17 protein-coding genes are annotated in these 20,227 nt (G+C 72.2%); 10 read left to right on the top strand and 7 right to left on the bottom strand.

Translation table 11 applies throughout. The features are described 5' to 3' along the window. Nucleotides 1-85: 85 nt before the first annotated feature. Together ACTOQ3_RS31960 and ACTOQ3_RS31955 are read left to right on the top strand one after the other, a co-directional pair. Nucleotides 86-1,549, top strand: a complete 1,464-nt coding sequence (locus ACTOQ3_RS31960) for a hypothetical protein (RefSeq protein ID WP_440087167.1) — start codon at nt 86-88, stop codon at nt 1,547-1,549. Between the two features lie 67 nt (nt 1,550-1,616). Continuing rightward, entirely contained in the window at nt 1,617-2,399 is a 783-nt protein-coding gene (locus ACTOQ3_RS31955) for a tyrosine-protein phosphatase (RefSeq protein ID WP_440087166.1), read from the top strand. Here the strand turns inward: ACTOQ3_RS31955 and mshA are convergent. Beyond that, the gene (gene mshA, locus ACTOQ3_RS31950) at nt 2,324-3,649 is read right to left on the bottom strand and encodes a D-inositol-3-phosphate glycosyltransferase (RefSeq protein ID WP_440087165.1); all 1,326 of its coding nucleotides are present in this window, start codon (nt 3,647-3,649) and stop codon (nt 2,324-2,326) included. The two genes, ACTOQ3_RS31955 and mshA, sit on opposite strands and share 76 nt — an antisense overlap. Nucleotides 3,650-4,241: 592 nt before the next feature. On the opposite strand from mshA, the gene ACTOQ3_RS31945 reads away from it, so the two are divergent. Together ACTOQ3_RS31945 and mshB are read left to right on the top strand one after the other, a co-directional pair. Continuing rightward, complete coding sequence (locus ACTOQ3_RS31945) at nt 4,242-5,252, top strand: hypothetical protein (protein ID WP_440087163.1); 1,011 nt, start codon at nt 4,242-4,244, stop codon at nt 5,250-5,252. Nucleotides 5,253-5,325: 73 nt separating this feature from the next. Beyond that, nucleotides 5,326-6,177 carry an N-acetyl-1-D-myo-inositol-2-amino-2-deoxy-alpha-D-glucopyranoside deacetylase gene (gene mshB / locus ACTOQ3_RS31940; protein ID WP_440087162.1) on the top strand — a complete coding sequence of 284 codons (852 nt, stop codon included), beginning with the start codon at nt 5,326-5,328 and terminating at the stop codon, nt 6,175-6,177. A gap of 132 nt (nt 6,178-6,309) precedes the next feature. Here mshB and ctaD read toward each other — a convergent pair whose 3' ends face one another. Then, nucleotides 6,310-7,977, bottom strand: a complete 1,668-nt coding sequence (gene ctaD / locus ACTOQ3_RS31935; RefSeq protein WP_440087281.1) for an aa3-type cytochrome oxidase subunit I — start codon at nt 7,975-7,977, stop codon at nt 6,310-6,312. 450 nt (nt 7,978-8,427) lie between these two features. Here ctaD and ACTOQ3_RS31930 point away from each other — a divergent pair, with 450 nt between their 5' ends. The 3 genes from ACTOQ3_RS31930 to ACTOQ3_RS31920 all read left to right on the top strand — a co-directional run bounded on the left by ACTOQ3_RS31930 (nt 8,428) and on the right by ACTOQ3_RS31920 (nt 12,118). Beyond that, on the top strand, nt 8,428-9,816 hold the full coding sequence (locus ACTOQ3_RS31930; protein ID WP_440087161.1) for an NAD(P)/FAD-dependent oxidoreductase: 1,389 nt from the start codon (nt 8,428-8,430) through the stop codon (nt 9,814-9,816). A 114-nt stretch (nt 9,817-9,930) separates the two neighbouring features. Further along, nucleotides 9,931-10,896, top strand: coding sequence for an LLM class F420-dependent oxidoreductase (locus tag ACTOQ3_RS31925; RefSeq protein WP_440087160.1), 966 nt, complete (start codon nt 9,931-9,933; stop codon nt 10,894-10,896). A 73-nt stretch (nt 10,897-10,969) separates the two neighbouring features. Further along, complete coding sequence (locus ACTOQ3_RS31920; protein WP_440087159.1) at nt 10,970-12,118, top strand: NAD(P)/FAD-dependent oxidoreductase; 1,149 nt, start codon at nt 10,970-10,972, stop codon at nt 12,116-12,118. Nucleotides 12,119-12,200: 82 nt separating this feature from the next. Here the strand turns inward: ACTOQ3_RS31920 and ACTOQ3_RS31915 are convergent, their stop codons facing one another. Then, nucleotides 12,201-13,070: an SIS domain-containing protein gene (locus ACTOQ3_RS31915; protein WP_440087158.1), complete on the bottom strand. Its 870-nt coding sequence runs from the start codon at nt 13,068-13,070 to the stop codon at nt 12,201-12,203. 272 nt (nt 13,071-13,342) lie between these two features. On the opposite strand from ACTOQ3_RS31915, the gene ACTOQ3_RS31910 reads away from it, so the two are divergent. Beyond that, on the top strand, nt 13,343-14,128 hold the full coding sequence (locus ACTOQ3_RS31910; RefSeq protein WP_440087157.1) for a DeoR/GlpR family DNA-binding transcription regulator: 786 nt from the start codon (nt 13,343-13,345) through the stop codon (nt 14,126-14,128). A gap of 124 nt (nt 14,129-14,252) precedes the next feature. Here ACTOQ3_RS31910 and ACTOQ3_RS31905 read toward each other — a convergent pair whose 3' ends face one another. The 4 genes from ACTOQ3_RS31905 to ACTOQ3_RS31890 all read right to left on the bottom strand — a co-directional run bounded on the left by ACTOQ3_RS31905 (nt 14,253) and on the right by ACTOQ3_RS31890 (nt 18,027). Further along, complete coding sequence (locus tag ACTOQ3_RS31905) at nt 14,253-14,864, bottom strand: AAA family ATPase (protein ID WP_440087156.1); 612 nt, start codon at nt 14,862-14,864, stop codon at nt 14,253-14,255. A gap of 123 nt (nt 14,865-14,987) precedes the next feature. After that, the gene (locus tag ACTOQ3_RS31900; protein WP_440087155.1) at nt 14,988-15,614 is read right to left on the bottom strand and encodes a class I SAM-dependent methyltransferase; all 627 of its coding nucleotides are present in this window, start codon (nt 15,612-15,614) and stop codon (nt 14,988-14,990) included. 233 nt (nt 15,615-15,847) lie between these two features. Continuing rightward, nucleotides 15,848-16,519, bottom strand: a complete 672-nt coding sequence (locus ACTOQ3_RS31895) for a response regulator (RefSeq protein WP_440087154.1) — start codon at nt 16,517-16,519, stop codon at nt 15,848-15,850. Continuing rightward, a complete protein-coding gene (locus ACTOQ3_RS31890) occupies nt 16,516-18,027 on the bottom strand; it encodes a sensor histidine kinase (protein ID WP_440087153.1) in 1,512 nt (503 codons plus the stop codon). The genes ACTOQ3_RS31895 and ACTOQ3_RS31890 overlap by 4 nt, the downstream gene beginning before the upstream one ends. Nucleotides 18,028-18,297: 270 nt before the next feature. Here ACTOQ3_RS31890 and ACTOQ3_RS31885 point away from each other — a divergent pair, with 270 nt between their 5' ends. Together ACTOQ3_RS31885 and ACTOQ3_RS31880 are read left to right on the top strand one after the other, a co-directional pair. Next, entirely contained in the window at nt 18,298-19,188 is an 891-nt protein-coding gene (locus ACTOQ3_RS31885) for an ABC transporter ATP-binding protein (protein WP_440087152.1), read from the top strand. Further along, the coding region (locus tag ACTOQ3_RS31880; protein ID WP_440087151.1) for an ABC transporter permease at nt 19,185-20,227 on the top strand (1,043 nt) is incomplete at its 3' end. The genes ACTOQ3_RS31885 and ACTOQ3_RS31880, both read left to right, overlap by 4 nt.

Genomic DNA, 20,227 nt, shown 5'->3' with positions numbered 1-20,227 from the left:
TTCTCTCCCTCCGCTCGCCGTTGCGTCCGGGTCATTGTCGGCGTCCGGCCTCGGGAGAGGTTTCCGATATTCGAAGGCGGGGGCTTTGCTGATCGGACCCGGCCGGTCTCCGGACGCGAGGGTGGTGCGCGACGGGCCGCTCACCTGGGCCCAGCACGAGTGGATCCAGTGGATCCCCACCGACACGGACACCTCCTACGAGGACAACATCTGCGCCGCCGTACCGGGGCGGAACCTGCCCGTCGGCCAGGTCGTCGCGGCGGTACGCGACGTCCTCGCCCGGCACGAGGGACTGCGGTCGCTGGTCCGCCGCGCGGGCCGCGAGGACAGCCTCCAGTACGTCTGCCCGGTCGACGACCGGCTGGACGACGTGATCCAGGTGATGGATGACGAGGCGTCCTTCAGGCGGCGGTTCGACACCCCGTGGCGGCGCACCTGCTTCAGGATCGGCGAGCAGTGGCCCGTCAGGGCCGTCCTGGACGCGGCGGGCGGGCGCGTGCGCCGGATCGACCTCGTCGTCGACCACGTCGCGATCGACCCGTGGGGGATGCGGGTCCTCTGCGACGACCTGAGGCACGCCCTCCACACGCGTGCCACGGGCCGCGCGTCGTTCCCCGGCCCCGCCGCCGAGCAGCCGATCGACGTCGCTCTGTCCGAGAACTCCCCCGCCGGGCGGGCCTACCAGCGGCGGGCCCTGGGCTACTGGGAGCGGCGGCTGGGCGAGATCGGCAAGGCGCTCGACGGCCACGTGCCCTTCGCGCCCTCGCGAGCCCCCCTCGGGCGACCCGGCGACGCACGGCCCGGCGCGTCACAGCCCGGCGAGTCCGGTCAGGGAGAGTTCCGCTCCTGCTGGCTGACGTCCCGCCGCGCGGGGTCGGCGGCCGGCGCCATAGCGCGGGCGACGGGCGTCTCCCCCTCCGCCGCCTTCCTCCTCGCCTTCGGCGCCGCCGTCTGCGCGGTGGAACGGTCGTCGCGGGCCGGGATCTTCGCGATCTCGGCGAACCGCTTCTCCGCCGGGGCGGGGCGGTCGGTGCGCAAGGCCACCATGACGATGCCCGTGCTCCTGCCCGCCGTGTGCCCCGACTCGCCGGGGGCCGCGTACCGCAGGGCGCTGGCGGACTGCGCCGCCCAGCAGCTGTCCGGCCACCGGTTCGCCAACGCCGACCCGTACGCCACGGAGCGGATGTGCGAGGAGATCCTCGGCGGCCTGTACAAGACCGGGGTGGCCTATCCCCGGTTCAGCTACATGGACGAGGGGGTCGCGGACGACCTCAACACGCTGTGGCCGGCGGGTGACGACGGGTTCCCCGGCGACGCGGACGACCGGGTCGTCACCTTCTCACCGCCCCGCCCGCTGGGCGCCCGCTACATGATGACCGTCCTGCACCGCCCCGCGGGCGCCGTGTTCAGCCTCCAGTGGAGTGACGCGACCGGCTGGGGGGCGACCGCGGAGGACATGCTCCTGTACGTCGAGGACCTGATGGTCTGGGCCGCGTCGGAGTGCGCGGGGAGCCCTCCGGCGCTCGGCGGCGCGGGACCGGCGACCTGAGGCGAGACGGCCACCGCGGACACGGCGGACACGGCGGTGACACGACGAGACATCGGGAGGCTCTCACATGGACGCTCAACGTGATGAACGAGGTCGCGGAGGGCCGGCGGTCTCCGGCGGCGCCGTCGTCCCGCGGGACCGGCACCTCGACTGGGACGGCTGCCACAACGTCCGCGACCTGGGCGGCATGCGCACCGCCGACGGACGCGAGACGCGCTGGGGCGCCCTCATCCGTTCCGACGCCCCCGAGCGCCTCAGCCCCGCCGGATGGCGGGCGCTCGCGGACCACGGCGTCCGCACGGTCGTCGACCTGCGCAACGACGGCGACTGGCGGGGCGAGGCGGTGCGCCGTCCCGCCGGCCTGACCACCGTGCGCGTGCCGCTGGACGACCAGGGGGACACCGAGTTCTGGTCCGGGCTCACCGGCCTGTACGGCACTCCCCTGTACTACCGGCCCTTCCTGGAGCGGAAGGCGGAGCGGTGCGTCGCCGCCGTATCGGCGATCGCCCGCGCCGAGCCCGGCGGGGTCGTCGTGCACTGCATGGCGGGCCGCGACCGCACCGGGCTCGTCACCCTGCTGATGCTCGCCCTCGCGGGCGTGCCGGCCGCCGACATCGCCGCCGACTACGAGCTGAGCGCGGAACGGCTGCGCCCCCTCTTCGCCAAGCTCGGCGAGGCCGACGAGGGTCCCGGGATCCAGGCGGCGCTCGCCCGCGCGAACACCACGGCCCGCGAGGTCATCGTGGCCACGGTGGAGTCGCTCGACGTCGAGTCCTACCTGCGCGGCGCCGGGCTCGGCGAGGCCGACCTGGCCGCCGCCCGCGCCCGGCTCGTCGGCCCCGCCACCTGAGCGTCGGCGTACACCTCCGTCAGCCTGCCGACCGCCCGGTCCCAGCCGAACCGGGACGCGTGGGCGAGCGCGCCGGCGCCGAGTGCCCGCAGCAGCCGGGGCGCGGCCACGAGGTCGCCGAGCACCCGGGCGTACGCGGCCGGGTCGTGCCCGTCCACGAGCACGCCGGAGATCCCGTCCCGCACCGCGGTGCGGAGGCCGCCGACGGCCGCGGCGACCACGGGGGTGCCGCACGCCTGGGCCTCGACGGCCACCAGGCCGAACGTCTCGGCGTGGGAGGGCACCACGACGGCGGTCGCCGCCCGGTACCAGTCGGCGAGCCGGCGCTGCGGGCGGGGCGGCTCCAGCCGTACCTGGCCGGTGATGCCGAGGGTGGCGGCGAGCTTGCCCAGGTGGTCGGGGCGGCCCCAACCGGCTCCGCTGGGCCCGCCCACGATCGCCACGACGAGTCGCCCGGCGAGGCCGGGGTCGCGCCGGATCATCATGGCCGCGGCGTGCAGCAGGACGTCCGGCGCCTTGAGCGGCTGCACCCTCCCGGCGAACAGCAGCACGACGGCGTCCGGAGGGAGGCCGAGCGCGCGCCGGGCCTCGGCCCGCGAGCCGGGGCGGAACAGGGACAGGTCGACGCCGGGATTGACGGTCCGCACCCTGGCCGGGTCGGCCCCGTACAGAGTGACCAGCTGGTCGGCCTCCTGCACGGTGTTGGCGACGAGCCGGTCGGCGGCGGCCACCACCTCCGTCTCCCCCGCGATGCGCCCGGCGGGCTCGGGCTCGTCGCCCGCCGCGAGCGACGCGTTCTTGACCGCGCCGAGCGAGTGCATGGACTGCACGAGGGGAACACCCCAGCGCGCCTTGGCGATCGCCCCCACCCGTCCGGCCAGCCAGTGGTGGGCGTGCACGAGGTCGTACCCGCCGTCCGGCCCCCTGGCGGCCCCCGCGCGCAGCATCTCGGCGGTGAACGGGCCGAGGGTGTCCGGCAGGTCGTTCTTGTCGAGTTCCCTGGGCGGTCCCGCGGCCAGGTGCCTGACCAGCACGCCGGGGAAGAGCTCGGCCAGCGGCGGCGCGCCGGGCGCGCCGGCGCGCGTGAAGATGTCCACCTCGACGCCCAGCGCCGCCATCCGCCGGGCGACCTCGACGATGTAGACGTTGAGTCCCCCCGCGTCGCCCCCGCCCGGCTGGGCGAACGGGGAAGTAAGGACGCTGACGGTCGCGATCCTCCGGGGAAGGGGAAGGCGTCGCGGCACGGGCATTCACCTCCGCTCGAGCATTCGCCCGGGGCGCGTCGTTCTTCGCTCCCGCGGCTGGGAATCTCCGGTGACCGGGACCCGGCACCGGCGCCGGGTTCCCGGGCGGCGCGGCGCGAGCCGTCCCGCCTCCCGGGCGACCGCGCCGTCGGGGATCTCGGCGGAGGCGTGGAGAAGCCGGGCGAGGTACGGCTGCCGCACGCGGCGCCCCCGCCGTTCTCCCGGGACGGAACCCTGAAAGTCGTGCCCGGCCGTCGCGGGATCACGGGAGGCCGGGGGTGGTCGTCGCGATTCGGCGGGACGCGCCGGTCGAGAACTGTGAATGATCAGACACTCTCGCCCGCGGCGTCGTCAACCTGTTGACGGGGGCGTCACGGCGCAGGGCATTGGCAACAACCGGCCACCCCGATGGTGCCGGCGCTCTGGTGTGCGGTTACGTCCGCGGTCCCCGGGAGAGGCCCGGCGACGACCGCCGCGGCCCGCCGGTCCCTCACGGCAGCCAAGAAAGCGATCCAGACAGTTCTTCACAACTATCTAGCAATGCTGTGCAATTTTCTGGCACACTCTGGCAAGAATAGCCGCAAGGGGGATAAGGCTTGTGGGTGGACTATCTGACCAATTACGTGCCCTGGACGAGGACACCGCCTCCGTCTACTTCAGGGCGCTTCACAGGGGCCATATCGGTACGGCCCGCGACGTCGCCGAAGAGCTCGACCTCGACCCCCGCACCGTCGAGGACGCGATAGAACGGCTGACCCGCCTGCACCTGCTCCGGCCGGAGCCGGGACATCTGACCAACCTCGTACCGGTGAACCCGGAGATCGCCGCCGCGTCGCTGATATCGCCGATGGAAACGGAGATCCACCATCGTCGCGACCTGATCACCGGCATCCGTACGCGGATGCACTCCCTGATGCACGGATACGACGAGGTGCAGCGCACCAGGAAACCGGCGAACCCGGTGGAGGCGCTGCCCGACGGCGCGGCCGTGCGCGGATCGCTGCACCTGGCGGCGGAGGCGTGCGAACGCGAGATGCTGAGCGTCGAGCCGAACACGCCCTCCTGGGCCGACCTCGACGACACGCTGACGCGCAACCTCGCCATGCTGGAGCGGGGGGTGCGGATACGGATGCTCTACCAGCACAGCGCCCGCGCCGACCTGCCCACCAGGGGACACATCAAGAAGCTCGTCGCGGCCGGTGCCAGCGTGCGCACCACGCCCCAGCTGCCGAACCATCTCGTGATCTTCGATGGGGAGATCGCCTTCATGTCCCGGCCGGGCGAGGCGGGTGCGGCGCCGGGGGCGGTCGCCGCACGCGACCTGTCCGTCGTCGGGTTCCTGTCGGAGGTCTTCGAGCACCTGTGGAACTCCGCGACCCCCTACTCCGCCTCCGACCTGGGCTACCAGGGCGCGACGGACGAGATACAGCACGCCATCGTCACCCTGCTGGCCCAGGGGTTCACCGACGAGGCCGTCGCCCGCAGGCTGGGAATGTCCGTGCGCACCTGCCGCCGTCACATCGGCGCGCTGCTGCAGAACCTGAGCGCGGTGAGCCGGTTCCAGGCCGGGATCCGGGCCGCCGCGAGCGGGTACGTCGACGCGCGGTGACCCCCGTGGAAGGCCCGGTGGCGGGAACCCTGCGCAGCGATCACCACGGAAACAGAGAGGGCGGAACGGAGCCATGCCGTACGACCGTCGCATTCTCCTCGTCCACGCCCATCCCGACGACGAGTCCATCGGGACGGGTGCCACGATGGCGAGGTACGTCGCCGAGGGCGCGTACGTCTGCCTGGTGACGTGCACCCTGGGCGAGGAGGGCGACGTGGTCCCTCCCGAGCTGGGCCACCTCGCCGCCGGGCGGGAGGACCGGCTGGGCCCGTACCGCGAGGGCGAGCTGGCGGTGGCGTGCGCGGCCCTCGGCGTGGACGACCACCGCCTCCTCGGCGGGCCGGGACGCTGGCGCGACTCCGGCATGACGGGCTCGCCGTCCAACGACCACCCGGACTGCTTCTTCCGCGCCGACCTCGACGAGGCCGCCGCGGAGCTGGTCCGGATCGTCAGGGAGGTCAGGCCCCAGGTCGTCGTCACCTACGACGACAACGGCTACTACGGCCATCCCGACCACATCCAGGCCCACCGGGTGGCGTGGCGGGCGTTCGAGAAGGCCTCCGACCCGTCCTTCGGCGAGGGCGAGCCGTGGCGGCCCTCCCGGTTCTACGTCACCGCCATGCCGCTGGACGAGCTGGAGCGCGCGGTGGGCACCGGGCCGTTCAAGCGGGTCGGCTCCGTCGAGGAGTTCGGTTTCGGCGTCCCCGGCGAGCAGGTGACGACGCGGGTCGACGCGAGGGCGCATCTGGGTGCCAAGATCACCGCGTTGCGCGCGCACCGCACGCAGCTGAGCGTGGACGGCTCCTTCTTCGCGCTCTCCGACCACGTGGGACAGCCCGCCCTGGGCGTGGAGTACTACACGCTGCTGGCGGGAGAGCCGGGCCCGCCCGGCGAGGACGGCCGCGAGACCGGCCTCTTCGGCTGACCCGCCCGGCCCGTGCCGCCGCCGCCCGCACCCGGTCCCCGTTCCGCGCCGCCGCCGGCCACGTCCGGCCCGGGACGATCGTCCGGCCGCCCCGGGGCGTGACGACCGGCCGCGCCGGCTCGGCGCGGACGGTCAGATCTCCTCCTTGAGCCTGGCCGCCGGGTCGAGCTGGCGCGGCTGCATCGCCACCCTCGGGTGGTGCAGGTCGAAGGCCGGTCGCTCCGAGCGGATGTTCGGGATCGAGGTGAAGTTGTGCCGGGGCGGCGGGCAGGAGGTGGCCCACTCCAGCGAGTTGCCGAAGCCCCACGGGTCGTCCACCGTCACGCGCGGAGCGTGGCGGGCGGTGTGCCAGAGGTTGTAGATGAACGGCAGCGTGGAGGCGCCCAGCAGGAACGCGCCGACCGAGGAGATCAGGTTGAGGCCGGTGAACCCGTCGATCGCGCTGTAGTCGGCGTAACGGCGCGGCATGCCCTGCGCGCCCAGCAGGTGCTGGACGAAGAAGGTGGTGTGGAAGCCGATGAACAGCGTCCAGAAGTGCAGCTTGCCCAGCCCTTCGTTCAGCATCTTGCCGGTCATCTTCGGCCACCAGAAGTAGAAGCCCGCGAACATCGCGAACACCACGGTGCCGAAGACCACGTAGTGGAAGTGCGCGACCACGAAGTAGGAGTCGTGCACGTGGAAGTCCAGCGGCGGGGAGGCCAGGATGACCCCGGTCAGCCCGCCGAGCAGGAAGGTGATCAGGAACCCCACGGCGAACAGCATCGGTGTGGCGAGCACTATGTGCCCGCGCCACATGGTGCCGGTCCAGTTGAAGAACTTCACCCCCGTCGGGATCGCGATCAGAAAGGACATGAAGGAGAAGAACGGCAGCAGCACCTGGCCGGTCGGGAACATGTGGTGCGCCCACACCGTCATCGACAGGCCCGCGATGGCGATGGTCGCGCCGATCAGGCCGATGTAGCCGAAGATCGGCTTGCGGCTGAAGACCGGGATGACCTCGGTGATGATGCCGAAGAACGGCAGCGCGATGACGTAGACCTCCGGATGGCCGAAGAACCAGAACAGGTGCTGCCACAGGATCGGCCCGCCGGTCTGCGGGTCGTAGATGTGGGCGCCGAACCGGCGGTCGGCCAGCAGGGCGAGCAGCGCGGCGGCCAGCACCGGGAAGGCCATCAGCACGAGCACGCCGGTCAGCAGCGTGTTCCAGGTGAAGATCGGCATGCGGAACATCGTCATCCCGGGGGCCCGCATGCAGATGATCGTGGTGATGAAGTTCACCGAGCCGAGGATTGTGCCGAGCCCGGCCATCACCAGGCCCACGACCCACAGGTCGCCGCCGAGCTGCGGGGAGAAGGTTCCGCGGGAGAGCGGCGTGTACCCCGTCCAGCCGAAGTCGGCCGCGCCCCCGTCGGTGAGGAAACCGAAGCTCGCGATGAGGCCGCCGAACAGGAAGAGCCAGAAGCTCACCATGTTGAGCCGGGGGAAGGCCACGTCGGGCGCGCCGATCTGCAGCGGCATGACCACGTTGGCGAACCCGGCGAACAGCGGGGTGGCGAACAGCAGCAGCATGAGGGTGCCGTGCATGGTGAACATCTGGTTGTACTGCTCCTGGCTCACCACCTGCAGCCCCGGATGGGCGAGCTCGGCGCGGATGACCATGGCCATCAGCCCGGCGAACACGAAGAAGACGAACGACGTTATCAGGTACATGTAGCCGATGACCTTGTGGTCCGTGCTCGTGAGCCAGCGTACGACGATCGAGCCCTGCGCCTTCCCGCGCGGTGCCAGCGGTGAGGTCAGCGGCTCCTCGCGCGACTGTTCGAAGGTCGTCACGACCCACCCCCTTCGAACCGGCTCGCCCCCGAACCGGCCCGTTCCCGCGAACCGGCCCGTCCACGAACCGGACGTCCTCGGAAGCGGCCCGTCCACGAAGCGGCCCGGCCACAGGGTCGGTCCGTCCACGAACCGGACCGTTCCCGAACCGGCGCGGCATCCGATTCCCACCGCCTTCCCCCCGCCATCCCCAGGGAAAGCGGCTCCCACTCGCCCTCGCCGTCATCTTGCCCGCGCGATGACCTGGCGATTAATCCCTCTTGTCCGCCTTCTGGCAGCCCCCGCCCCACCGGCCGGCATCGCGGGCCCGGCCCGCGCGGTACGCGCCGTCCGGGCAACCTGGGACGGCCCGTCGTGCTTGACCCGGGGGCAGACAGGGCACGCCGCTGGGAACGGAGTACGGAAAGGAGCGACGTCATGGTCCAGCGACAGCGAGTCGTCGTGATCGGAGGAGGGTTCGCGGGTTTCACCGCGGTCCGCACCCTTTCCCGGATCGCGAAGGGCGCGATCGAGATCGTCCTGATCAACCCGACCGACTACTTCCTCTACCTGCCGCTGCTGCCGGAGGTCGCGGCGGGCATCCTCGATCCGCGCAAGGTGGCGGTCCCGCTGGCGGGCGACCATCCCGGGGTGCGGCACCTGCTCGCCACGGTGGACACCGTCGACGTCGAGGCGCGCCGCGTGAAGTGCACCGACACCGAGGGCAACCACCGCGAGCTGGGCTACGACCGCCTGGTGATCGCGGTCGGCAGCGTCAACAAGCTGCTGCCCGTACCCGGCGTCGCCGAGTACGCCCACGGCTTCCGCAGCATCGCCGAGGCCCTCTACCTGCGCGATCACCTGATCCGCCAGGTCGAGCTCGCCGACGCGTCCGACGACCCCGAGGAGCGCAGGGCCAGGTGCACGTTCGTGGTCGTGGGGGCCGGGTACACCGGGACCGAGGTGGCGGCGCAGGGCCAGCTGCTCACCCGCCACATCCGCGAACGGCGGCCGGGGCTGCGCGACCAGCCGGTGCGCTGGATCCTCGCCGACATCGCCCCGCGCATCCTCCCCGAGCTGGACGAGCGCCTGTCCCGGATCGCGCACCGGACACTGTCCGAGCGAGGCGTGGAGATCCGCACCGGGACGAGCGTGTCCGAGGCGACGGCGGAGGGGGTCGAGCTCTCCGACGGGGAGTTCGTGACGACCAGATCCCTGATCTGGTGCGTCGGGGTGCGCCCCGACCCGATGGTGGAGTCCCTGGGGCTGCCGACCGAGAAGGGGCGCCTGCTCGTCGACGAGTACCTGAGGGTGCCCGGCCACCCGGAGATCTTCGCCTGCGGCGACGCGGCCGCGGTTCCCGACCTCACCCGGCCGGGTGAGTACACGGCGATGACAGCCCAGCACGCCAGCCGCCAGGGCAAACGCGCCGCCCGCAACGTCGCCGCCTCCTACGGTCACGGAGAGCTCCAGCCGTACAGGCACCACGACCTGGGGTTCGTCGTCGACCTCGGCGGGACCGGCGCCGCCGCGAACCCGCTGGGCGTGCCGCTGTCGGGCGCGGTGGCCAAGGCGGTCACCCGGGGCTACCACCTGCTGGCCATCCCCCGCAACCGGGCGCGCATCGCGGGAAGCTGGCTGCTGGACCTCCTGGTGCCCCGCCAGACCGTCCAGCTGGACCTGATCCGCGGCCCGGAGGTCCCGCTCACCCACGCCACCCCCGAACACCCCCACGGCCCGGGCGGGAAACCGCCGGAGACGGACGCCTCCCGGAAGGCGGACGTGGCGTCGAAGGCGGGGGTCTCGTCGAAGGCGGGCGATTCGTAGGGCACCGCGGTTCGTGAGGGACGGCGGGTCGTAAAGGACGGCGGTTCGTAAAAGGACCGCGAGATTTTCGGCTCCTCCGGCGATGCTTCCGGAGAGCCGGGTAGGGGGCGGGGTATGGCAAAGATCGGTTACACGATGATGTGCGAGCAGACGCCCGCCAGGCAGCTGGTCAGGGACGTCACCACCGCCGAGCAGGTCGGCTTCGACTACGCGGTCATCTCCGACCACTACTTCCCGTGGCTGGAGGAGATGGGCCACTCCCCGTACGCCTGGTCGGTGCTCGGCGCGGCCGCGCAGGCCACCCGGGAGCTGCCCCTGATGACGTACGTGACCTGCCCGACCATGCGCTATCACCCGGCGGTGGTGGCGCAGAAGGCGGCGACCATGGGCGTGCTGAGCGAGGGCCGCTTCACGCTGGGACTGGGCGCCGGGGAGAACCTCAACGAGCACGTGACAGGCCAGGGCTGGCCTTCGGCCGACACCCGGCACGGGATGTTCCGCGAGGCCGTGCAGATCATCAGGGAGCTGTTCGAGGGCGGGTACGTCACCTACCGCGGGGAGTTCTTCGACGTCGACTCGGCCAAGCTGTTCGACCTGCCGGACGAGCCCGTCCCGCTGGCGATCGCCGCCTCCGGAGGCCAGTCGGGGAAGATCGCCGCCGAGCACGGCGACGCGCTGGTCGCGGTCGACCCCGACTCCGACCTGGTACGCCTGTTCTCCGGGGAGGGCGGCACGGGCAAGCCCGTCTACGGCCAGCTCGCCATCTGCTACGACCCCGACACGGAGGCCGCCAAGGAGCGGGCACACCGGCTGTGGCGCTGGTCGGTGGCCGGTTGGAAGGTCATGGCCGAGCTTCCCGGGCCCGTCAACTTCGCCGCCGCCACCGAGACCGTGCGGCCCGAGGACGTCGCGGCGAAGGTGCCGTGCGGCTCCGACGTGGACGCCGTGGTGGAGGCGGTACGCGCCTACACCGACGCCGGTTTCACCCACGTCGCCCTGGTCCAGATCGGCCACGAGCACCAGGACGCGTTCTTCGACTGGTCGGAGAAGGAACTGCTCCCCGCCCTGAGCGGCCTCTAGCCGCCGCCCCCCGCCGGGGGATCCGCGGCGGGGGCGGCGGTTCCCCCGGACGTACGGGGGAAGGCTCACCGGGGTGGATGACGTGTGGGATCTGGTGGTCGTCGGCGGCGGGCCCGCGGGGGCGGCCGCGGCCCTGCGCGCGAGACAGCTCAGACCCGAGGCGCGGGTCCTGCTGCTCGACAGGGCCGACTTCCCGCGCGACAAGGCCTGCGGCGACGGCATCGCCGCCCACGGGCGCGACGAGCTCGCCCTGCTGGGCGTCCCCGACCTCATCGCCGACTACCGGCCGACGCAGCGCCTGGCGGTGGTCTCCCCCGGCGGCGCGCGCGTCTCGGCCACCTCCGCCCGGCCCAACCACGTCGTCCCCCGCAGGGTCTTCGACGCCCGCCTCGTCGACGCCGCCCGCGCCCGGGGCGTCGAGGTCCGCCGCCACCAGGTCCGCGCGCTCGCCGTCCTCGGCGATCGCGTGGTTCTCGACGGCACCGTCACCGCCCGCGCCGTCGTCGCCGCGGACGGGGCCAACTCGACCGTGCGGCGCCTCATCGGCGTCTCCCCCTCCCCCGAGAGGCACACCGCGATCGCCGTGCGCGGCTACGCCGACGTGCCCGCCGGCGACGACGTCCAGTCCATCTTCATGCAGCGGGACGGGTGGCCCGCGTACGCGTGGTCGTTCCCGATCGGCGACGGCACCGCCAACGTCGGCTACGGCATGCTGCTGCCCCGGCTGCACGCCACCGGCCTGCCGGGCCGCCAGGTGCTGCACGGACGGCTCGCCGAGCTGCTGCCCCACGTGAGCGCCCGTGACCTGCGCGCCCACCACCTGCCCCTGTCCCCCGGCCGCCCGAGGCCGGGTTCCGGGCGGGTGTTGCTCGCCGGTGACGCCGCCGGTCTCATCAACCCGCTCACGGGCGAGGGCATCTTCTACGCGCTGCTCTCCGGCCGGCTCGCCGGGGAGGCCGCCGTCCAGGCGGCGGGCGACCCGCTGCCCGCGTACCGGCGCGGGCTGGGGAAGGCCCTCGGACGGCACCTGCGCACCACCGACGTGCTCGCCCTCGCCTCCCAGTCCCCCGGCTTCATCGACGCCGCGATCGACACCGCCGCCCGCCGTAAGGAGGTGTTCGACCTGCTGGTCGACGTGGGGCTCGGCGCGGGCACGGTGCCGGTGCCGCTGGCGCTGGCCGTGGTCCGCCGCTGGCTCCTGAACGCCGTCCGGCGACGTTGAACACGGGCTCCGGGGGGCTCCGGCGACCCCGGTTGGGTTGCCCGGCAGCCGCCGGGGGTGACGGTGACGATCTCGCCCATGACTACCGGAGGATCACCGAGCGGGTCAGGTTGCGCGGGCTGTCCGGGTCGAGGCCGCGCGAGCGGGCCAGCTCCACCGCGAGCCGCTGGGCCCGGATCAGGTCGGCCAGCGGGTCGAGGGCGGTGGCCGTGGTCAGGGCGCCGGTGCCGGCGACGTCGTCGAGCAGCTCCTCCTGGCCGCCGAAGAACCACACCAGGCTGTTCTCGTCGGCGATGCTGATCGGCCCGTGCCGGTACTCCATCGCGGGGTACGCCTCCGACCAGGCCAGCGCGGCCTCCCTGAGCTTCAGGGCCGCCTCCTGGGCCAGGCCGTTGGTCCAGCCGCTGCCCAGGAAGGTGAACTGCCGCCGCGAGACCGCCCCCTCGGGGAGCGGCGCGGTGAGCGCGGTCTCGGCCTGGGCCGCCAGGTCGGCGGGGGCCTCCCCGAGGTGCGCGCGGAGCAGGGCGAGCCCGCTGGTGGCGAACCGGGTCTGCACCACGGAGCGCTCGTCGGCGAACTCCAGCGCGATCACCGTCCCGGCCAGGCCGGTCACCGGGGTCGCGGGGTCGGCGGTGACGGCGACCGTCGGGACGTCGCCGGCCGCGCCGAGGGCGTGCAGCACCTCCGTCGTGGTCCCGGATCTGGTGATCGCCACCAGCCGGTCGTAGCGGCGCGCGGGCAGCTCGGAGGCGGGGAACGCGTCGGTCTCCCCCTGCCCCGACCGCTCGCGCAGGACCGCGTAGGCCTGTGCCATGTAGTACGAGGTGCCGCAGCCGATCACGGCGACGCGCTCACCCGCCTCCGGCAGGCCCGCCGGGTTCGCCGCGCCGAGATCCAGCGCCCGCCGCCAGCACGCGGGCTGGCTGGCGATCTCCCGCAGGACGTACGTCACGCGCGCCTCCTCATGGATGCTTATTTATGCTTGCAACATGCCATGTTTGAGCATCTATGAGCAAGAGTAATTGTTTCAACGCTCGCTACGCTTCGCGGAGCGGCACAGGCCGGAACAGACGGGAACAGGCGGGAACAGGCGGGACGGCGGGAACGGCCGGTGACGGCCGCGGCCTCGCCGGAACGGCCATGGCTTCGCTGGACGGTCCTCGACGACCGAGAACGGCCAGAGGCGTGCGGGCGACGCACGGGGACGGCGAGGAGGAAGCTCTCATGACGAGCCACGACCGGTGGAACGCGCTGCTCGCGATCCTGGCGAGGGACGGCAAGGTCGAGGTGGACGCCGTGGCCGGTGAGCTGGGGGTGTCGGCGGCCACCATCCGCCGCGACCTCGACCACCTCGACCGCCAGCAGATGCTGACCAGGACCCGCGGCGGCGCGGTCGTCAACGCGATCTCCTACGACCTGCCGCTGCAGTACAAGGCGGCGCGGAACGCGCCGGAGAAGCACCGGATCGCCACGGCCGCGGCGGCGCTGGTGTCGGCGGGCACCGTCGTCGGGCTGAACGGCGGCACCACGACCACCGAGGTCGCCCGCTCCCTGGCGACGAGCGCCGACCTGCACCCGCAGGGCGGCGAGCCGAGCCTCACCCTGGTCACCAACGCGCTCAACATCGCCAACGAGCTCGTCGTGCGCAGGCACGTCAAGCTGGTGGTCGTCGGGGGCGTCGCCATGCCCGCGTCGTACGAGCTGATCGGGCCGCTCGCGGACGGCGTGCTGCGGGAGGTCTCGCTCGACATCGCGATCCTCGGCGTGGACGCGCTCGACCCCGAGCTGGGCGCCTTCGCCCACCACGAGGGCGAGGCCGGGACCAACCGGCTGATGGCCTCCCGCGCCCAGCGGGTGGTCGTCGTGGCCGACTCCTCCAAGCTCGGCATGCGGGCGTTCGCCAGGATCTGCCCCTGCGACGACATCGACGTCCTCGTCACCGACGGCGACGCCCCCGCCGTGACGGTCCGGCGCTTCGAGGACGCCGGGATCGAGGTCATCCAGGCCTGAGGAGTTCGGGGAGCAGGTCGCCGTGGGCGCGGACCGGGTCGTCGCAGAGTTGCGCGCTCGTGCGTGAAAATCGACCATTCCGATCATTAAAAATCGGCCACATGACCCTCACCATCCGAAACAGTCACCCAACGTCCTCAGCCCCTCCGCCGCCGCGGCCGCTCTCGGATGACGGAGGTGATGCGACCGGCTCTCCGCCGGTGGAGGTGATACGGACGGCGAGTGCCGGCACGTCGACCGGCTTCGTCGTGTCGACGCGGTGAACGACTCCCAGGCCGAGCGGCTCGGCGACCCGCTCCCAGAATCGCCATTCCTCATCGAAAGAGCCGCCGCTCCCGACGTGTACGGCGTGCCGGCCGGCGGCCCGCGCGGCGAAGCGAGCGCGGGCGACCTCGACCGGCACGTCGCACCAGACCTCGTGCACCACGGTCACCTCCGCGCGCCGGAGCCCGTCCACGACGGCGGGACGCAGATGGGCCAGCCACGGGCTCTCCAGAACGGCCCTGCCACGCGCGTCGGCCAGCAACGTCCACAAGATCTCGGAGGCGGCGCGGCCGAGAACCCTGCTCCACTCCCTCGGCGCGCAGTCTCGCGGACGCATCGCGTCCATGGAGTCCGCCAGCGACTCCTTCACGGCGTCCTTGCTGAACAGCGGAAGCCTCAACTCGTCGGCCAACGTCCGCGCGAGCGTCGTCTTACCGGCTCCAGGCAGCCCGTTGACCAGCACAGCGACCATGATCCGACCCTAGCGGCCGCAGGCGTTCCACCATCGGCCGACCGGCAAGGAATCCGCGCCCGGAACGGACCGCGAGCAGCCGGCGTGCCGTTCCGGATATACGGCCCGCGGACGGGCGGCAGGTCACGGCCGGACGGCCAGCACCCGGAAGCTGACACCGCGTGTCATGCGGGACACCGACTCGATCCGGAAACCGGCCTGCTCCAGGAACGGGCGGGGATCGCGGGTGAGGTAGTCGGCTTCGAACCGCACGAACACCGGTTCCACCAGCCGCATCCCGGCCCGGATGATCGGGTTGCTCGACGGCCCGTGCTCGGCCAGCACGAACCGCCCACCCGGCTTGAGCACGCGGTAGGCCTCGCGCGCCGCGGCCGCCGGGTCAGGGATGGTGCACATCGTGAACGTGGACAGCACGGTGTCGGCGAGGCCGTCGGGCAACTCCAGGCGCTGCACGTCGCCCTGCCGCAGCTCCACCCGCTCGCCGAGACCGTCCCGCGCCACCCGCCGCCGCGCCAGTTCCAGCATGCGCTCGGACAGTTCGATCCCGACCACCTCGACGTCGGCGCCGTACAGCGGCAGGTTGAGCCCGGTGCCGACGGCGATCTCCACGGTGCGGCCGCGCGCCTGCCCGACGGCCCACTCACGGCTCCCCGGAAACAGGCGCCGTTCCCAGACCCGCATCTGGTCGTCGTACCGATCCGCCATCCGGTCGAACACCCGCCGCACGTCGGCATCCGTGGTAGCACGCATCGAGCAACCTTTCCGGAACGGGGACTCCGCAAAATCATTCACCGCCATGAGGCGGCGAAAGATCATCCTTACCGAGACGATGACCGTGCCTCCGCCGTCATCCTGCTGAGACTCTGTCCGCCTGTCGTCACGCCCTGCCACATCGGCCGGATGTCTGGTCTCCCTGTAACGAACCGGCCCCCGGTACCGTTCCGAACTCCGACGATCACTCAAGCCTCGGGAGGTGTCGTCCGTCAGCCGGTGCCGCCGGGAGAGATCAGACCGGTCTCGTACGCGACCACCACGGCCTGGACACGGTCACGCAGGCCGAGCTTGGACAGGATGCGCGCGACGTGGGTCTTCACCGTGGCCACGCTGAGGTTCAGCCGGTCGGCGAGCTCGGTGTTGCTCAGGCCGGTGGCGAGCAGGCGCAACACGTCCAGTTCCCGAGGCGTCAGCCGGGACAGATCACGGTGGAGGGTGGGCTTCACGTTGTCGCGGCGGGCGAAACGTTCGACCAGGCGGCGGGTGATGGTGGGCGCGAGCAGGGCGTCGCCGGAGCGCACCAGGCGTACCGCGGCCACCAGGTGTTCGGGGGTGACGTCCTTGAGCAGGAACCCGCTCGCCCCCGCGGCGAGCGCCGCGTACACGTAGTGGTCGAGGTCGTAGGTGGTCAGGATCAGCACGCGAGTGCCCTCGGCGCCACCGGTGAGGATCCGCCGGGTGGCTTCGAGGCCGTCCATCCGCGGCATCCGGATGTCCATGAGCACGACGTCGGGCCTGGTACGGCGGACCGCGGCGACGGCTTCCTCCCCGTCGGCGGCCTCCGCCGCCACCTCGATGCCGTCGGCGGCGAGGATCATGCGGAATCCCGTGCGTACCAGTGCCTGGTCGTCGGCGATGACGGCGCGCAACCGCTCGGTCATGCGGTCCTCCACGGGACGCGGGCCTTGATCCGGAATCCGCCTCCGGCCATCTGCCCGGCGTCCAGGGTCCCACCGTAGACGGCGAGCCGCTCGCGCAACCCGATCAGCCCCCTGCCGTCGCCGGTCCGCGGCCCTACGCTCCGCGCCCCGCCGGTGTCGGTCACCTCGATCTCCAGCCGGTCGCCGTCATGACCGATCGTCACGAACGCGGCGGCCCCGGCCGCGTGCTTGATCGTGTTGGTGAGGGCCTCCTGCACGACGCGGTAGGCGGCGAGATCGACCCCGGGAGGCAGCGGCCCGGGCGGCGACACCTCGACGCTCACCGGCACACCGGCGGCGCGGACCCGTTCCACCAGGGCGTCGAGCTGGTCGAGCCCCGGTTGGGGTTCGAGCCCGTCGGAGGGCCCGTCGAGACGCTCGCCGCCCGGGCCGGCGAGCAACCCCATGACGTTGCGCAGTTCGGCCATGGCGGCCCGGCCGCCGGACTCGATCGCGAGCAGAGCCTGCTTCGACTGCTCCGGCTCCACGTCCATGACCTTGCGTGCCGCACCGGCCTGGATCACCATCACGCTGACATTGTGGGTCACCACATCGTGGAGCTCGGCGGCGATCCGGGAGCGCTCCTCCGCGACAGCCCTGCGCATGGCGTTCTCCTGCGCCTGCTGCAGCTCGGCGAGCCGATGCCGGCTGGCTCCCAGCTGCCGTCGCCAGAAACGGACGAAGCTCCCGAACACACCGACGCTCAGCAGGACGACGAACGGCCCCATCCAACCCGGCAGCGCGGGCGTGATGTTCCCGAACCCGGCGCCGGCGAGCCCGGCCGCGCACACGAGACCCCCCATCGCCAGGATTCGGTGACGGCTGTGGACGACGGCACCGTACGCGGCGACGGCGCAGGCCAGGACGGTGATCCAGGTCGCACCGTCGTGTGTGGCCCGCGCCGCCAGCAGCACCACCCAGAAGGTGATGAGCGGGTACCGGCGCCGCACCGCCAGCGGCAACGTCGTCAGTGCCACGAGGAACGGGGACGGATTGTCGGGCAGGGGCCGGGCCGACACGTTGCCGGCCGGGTTGCCGGAGGGTGGGAACGGGACGTTGGACAGGACGCCGGAAGGTGGTGGATGACCGAGCGAGAAATCAGGCACCGCCGGGGAGTCAGGCATGTCCGGGAGATCGGGCATGTCCGGGAGATCGGGCATGTCCGGGAGATCGGGCATCGGCGACAGAGACGAGTCGGTAGGCCGTAGCCGCAGGTACTCGATCACTTCGGGCTGATCCGTGACAGGGCCGGTCACCGGATACCTCACCGACACGGTCACCGCGATGACCGTCAGGACGAGCGCGATCGCCACGTCGACGGCGAGTGCTCCGCGAGACGGCCTCGGGGGTCCGTCGCGCCTCGGCCCCGGCGCGTCCCGGACGCCGCGCCGGTCCAGGTAGTCCTCGTCCGGCCCGCCGTCCAGGTCGAGCACATGCCGCCACCACGGCCGTCGTTCACCGGTTTCCACCGGCACATTGTCACGTCTGCCCGTCCGTCCCGCATCGGCCGTTGTGACGGGAGTCCACGGTCCTGGGGAGTACATCGCAGGGATGACCTGGTGACCCCTCGTTCTCCGGAGGTACGCGATCTCGGTAGGACGGCCGACGCGCACCGGTATGGGCAGTGCCTAGTTTCGTTCCCGCCATCACACCGCTTCAGAGCCGCGACCGCGACCTCGACGAAGCACCGAGGCGCTGTTCATGACCACCTTTCGGATCACCTCTCAGGAGGACATAGCGTGACCGCTGTCCTGGAAGCCCAGGCACTGGGCAGGAAATACGGCAGGCGCTGGGCGCTGCGCGAGTGCACCATCGACATCCCGGCGGGCCATGTCGTCGGGCTGGTTGGCCCCAACGGAGCCGGCAAGACCACGCTGCTGAAGCTGGCCGGCGGCCAGCTGGAGCCGACGGCAGGCCACATCACCGTGCTGGGCGGGCGGCCCGGGGGCACGCCCGCGCAGCTGGCAAGGGTCGGGTTCGTCGCCCAGGACACCCCCGTCTACGCGGGGCTGACCGTCGCCGAACACCTGCGGCTGGGCGCCCGGCTCAACCCCCGCTGGGACGCCGCGATGGCACGGGAGCGCATCGCGCGGCTCGGTCTCGTCCCCACCCAGCGGGCGGGCAGGCTGTCCGGCGGCGAGCGCGCCCAGCTCGCCCTCACCCTCGGCCTGGCCAAACGGCCCGAACTGCTGATCCTGGACGAGCCGGTCGCCGCGCTGGACCCGCTGGCCCGCCGCGAGTTCATGCAGGGGCTGATGGAGGCCGCCGTCGCGCACAAGCTGAGCGTCGTGCTCTCCTCTCACCTGGTCTCCGACCTGGAACGGACCTGCGACTACGTGATCGTGCTCGCCGACTCCCGCGTCCAGATGGCCGGTGAGGTCGACCGGTTACTGGCCGCCCATCACCGGCTCACCGGCCCGCGCCGCGATCCCGACCGCCTCCCCGCCGGCTGGCACGTCGTCTCCGCCGGCCACACCGACCGGCAGAGCACGTACGTGGTCCGTACCGACGCCCCGATCCACGACCCCGCCTGGACGGTCAGCCGGCTCGGCCTGGAGGACCTCGTCCTGGCCTACATGGAGAAGCGCACCGCGGAGAACCGGCGGGCCGCCGCGGAGGTGCGGCGATGATCTGGCTGACCTGGCGCCAGTTCCGCGGCTCGGCCGCGATGGTGGCCGCCGCCCTCGTGGTTCTCACCGCCACCCTGGCCCTGACCGGCCCGAATCTGGCCTCCGGCTACTCCGCCGGGATCGCGGACTGCACCCCGGACAACACCTGCCTCGACTTCTTCGACCGGTTCTTCGGCGAGTACGACCTCCTCTTCCTGGCCCTCACCCTCGTCGTGCTGATCCTGCCGGCACTGGTCGGGCTCTTCTGGGGAGCGCCGTTGATCACCCGTGAGCTGGAGACGGGCACGCACCTGCTGGTGTGGAACCAGAGCATCACCCGCGGCCGCTGGCTGGCGGTCAAGCTCGGGCTCACCGGCCTGGCGGCCGTGGTCGCCGCCGGCGTGTGCGGCCTCGCGGTGACCTGGTGGTCCGCTCCCCTGGACAAGTCGGCCGTTCCGGAAATGGCGCAGATGGCTCCCGTGGTGTTCGGCGCGCGCGGCATCGCGCCGATGGGGTACGCGGCCTTCGCCTTCGTCCTCGGGGTGACCGTGGGCATGCTGGTGCGCCGCACCCTGGCCGCCATGGCCCTCACCCTGGCCGTCTTCGTCGCGATCCAGCTCGCCATGCCGTTGCTGGTCCGTCCCCACCTGATGCCCCCGGTCGCCGGGACCTTCGAGCTGGGCCGGGAGAACATGGACGGCCTCGGCGCGCCGCAAGGCGGATCCCTGCACATCTTCCTGAGGACGTCGGCCGTTCCCGGCCACGCGGGCGCCTGGGTCCTGTCCAGCAAGCTGGTCGATCCGTCCGGACGTACGATCTCCAGCGGAGATGGAGGCTCGGGACCGTCGTCGACGATCGTGCGGGCCGTCCCGGTCTCCACGACGTCGGGCCCCTGCTCACCGCAGGGACTACCCGCAGGGGGGTGCATAGCCGAGATCAACCGGCTCGGTTACCGGCAGCAGGCGACCTACCAGCCCCTGGAGCGCTTCTGGCCCTTCCAGTGGATCGAGACCGGCATCTACGCCCTGCTCACCGCCGGCCTGACCTGGTTCTGCTTCTG

Origin of the sequence: Streptosporangium sp. LJ11, from assembly GCF_051918945.1 — a bacterium.
GTDB lineage: Bacteria > Actinomycetota > Actinomycetes > Streptosporangiales > Streptosporangiaceae > Streptosporangium.
The sequence above is the reverse complement of the archived record's forward strand: the minus strand, read 5'-3'. Positions and strand labels throughout refer to the sequence as shown.

Bases quoted from the DNA above. Each gene is read 5' to 3' on its own strand.
- ACTOQ3_RS31905 (WP_440087156.1), bottom strand. From the start codon at position 14,864: ATGGTCGCTGTGCTGGTCAACGGGCTGCCTGGAGCCGGTAAGACGACG.
- ACTOQ3_RS31910 (WP_440087157.1), top strand. From the start codon at position 13,343: ATGACGAGCCACGACCGGTGGAACGCGCTGCTCGCGATCCTGGCGAGG.
- ACTOQ3_RS31955 (WP_440087166.1), top strand. From the start codon at position 1,617: ATGGACGCTCAACGTGATGAACGAGGTCGCGGAGGGCCGGCGGTCTCC.
- ACTOQ3_RS31900 (WP_440087155.1), bottom strand. From the start codon at position 15,614: ATGCGTGCTACCACGGATGCCGACGTGCGGCGGGTGTTCGACCGGATG.
- mshA (WP_440087165.1), bottom strand. From the start codon at position 3,649: ATGCCCGTGCCGCGACGCCTTCCCCTTCCCCGGAGGATCGCGACCGTC.
- ACTOQ3_RS31925 (WP_440087160.1), top strand. From the start codon at position 9,931: ATGGCAAAGATCGGTTACACGATGATGTGCGAGCAGACGCCCGCCAGG.
- ACTOQ3_RS31895 (WP_440087154.1), bottom strand. From the start codon at position 16,519: ATGACCGAGCGGTTGCGCGCCGTCATCGCCGACGACCAGGCACTGGTA.
- mshB (WP_440087162.1), top strand. From the start codon at position 5,326: ATGCCGTACGACCGTCGCATTCTCCTCGTCCACGCCCATCCCGACGAC.
- ACTOQ3_RS31930 (WP_440087161.1), top strand. From the start codon at position 8,428: ATGGTCCAGCGACAGCGAGTCGTCGTGATCGGAGGAGGGTTCGCGGGT.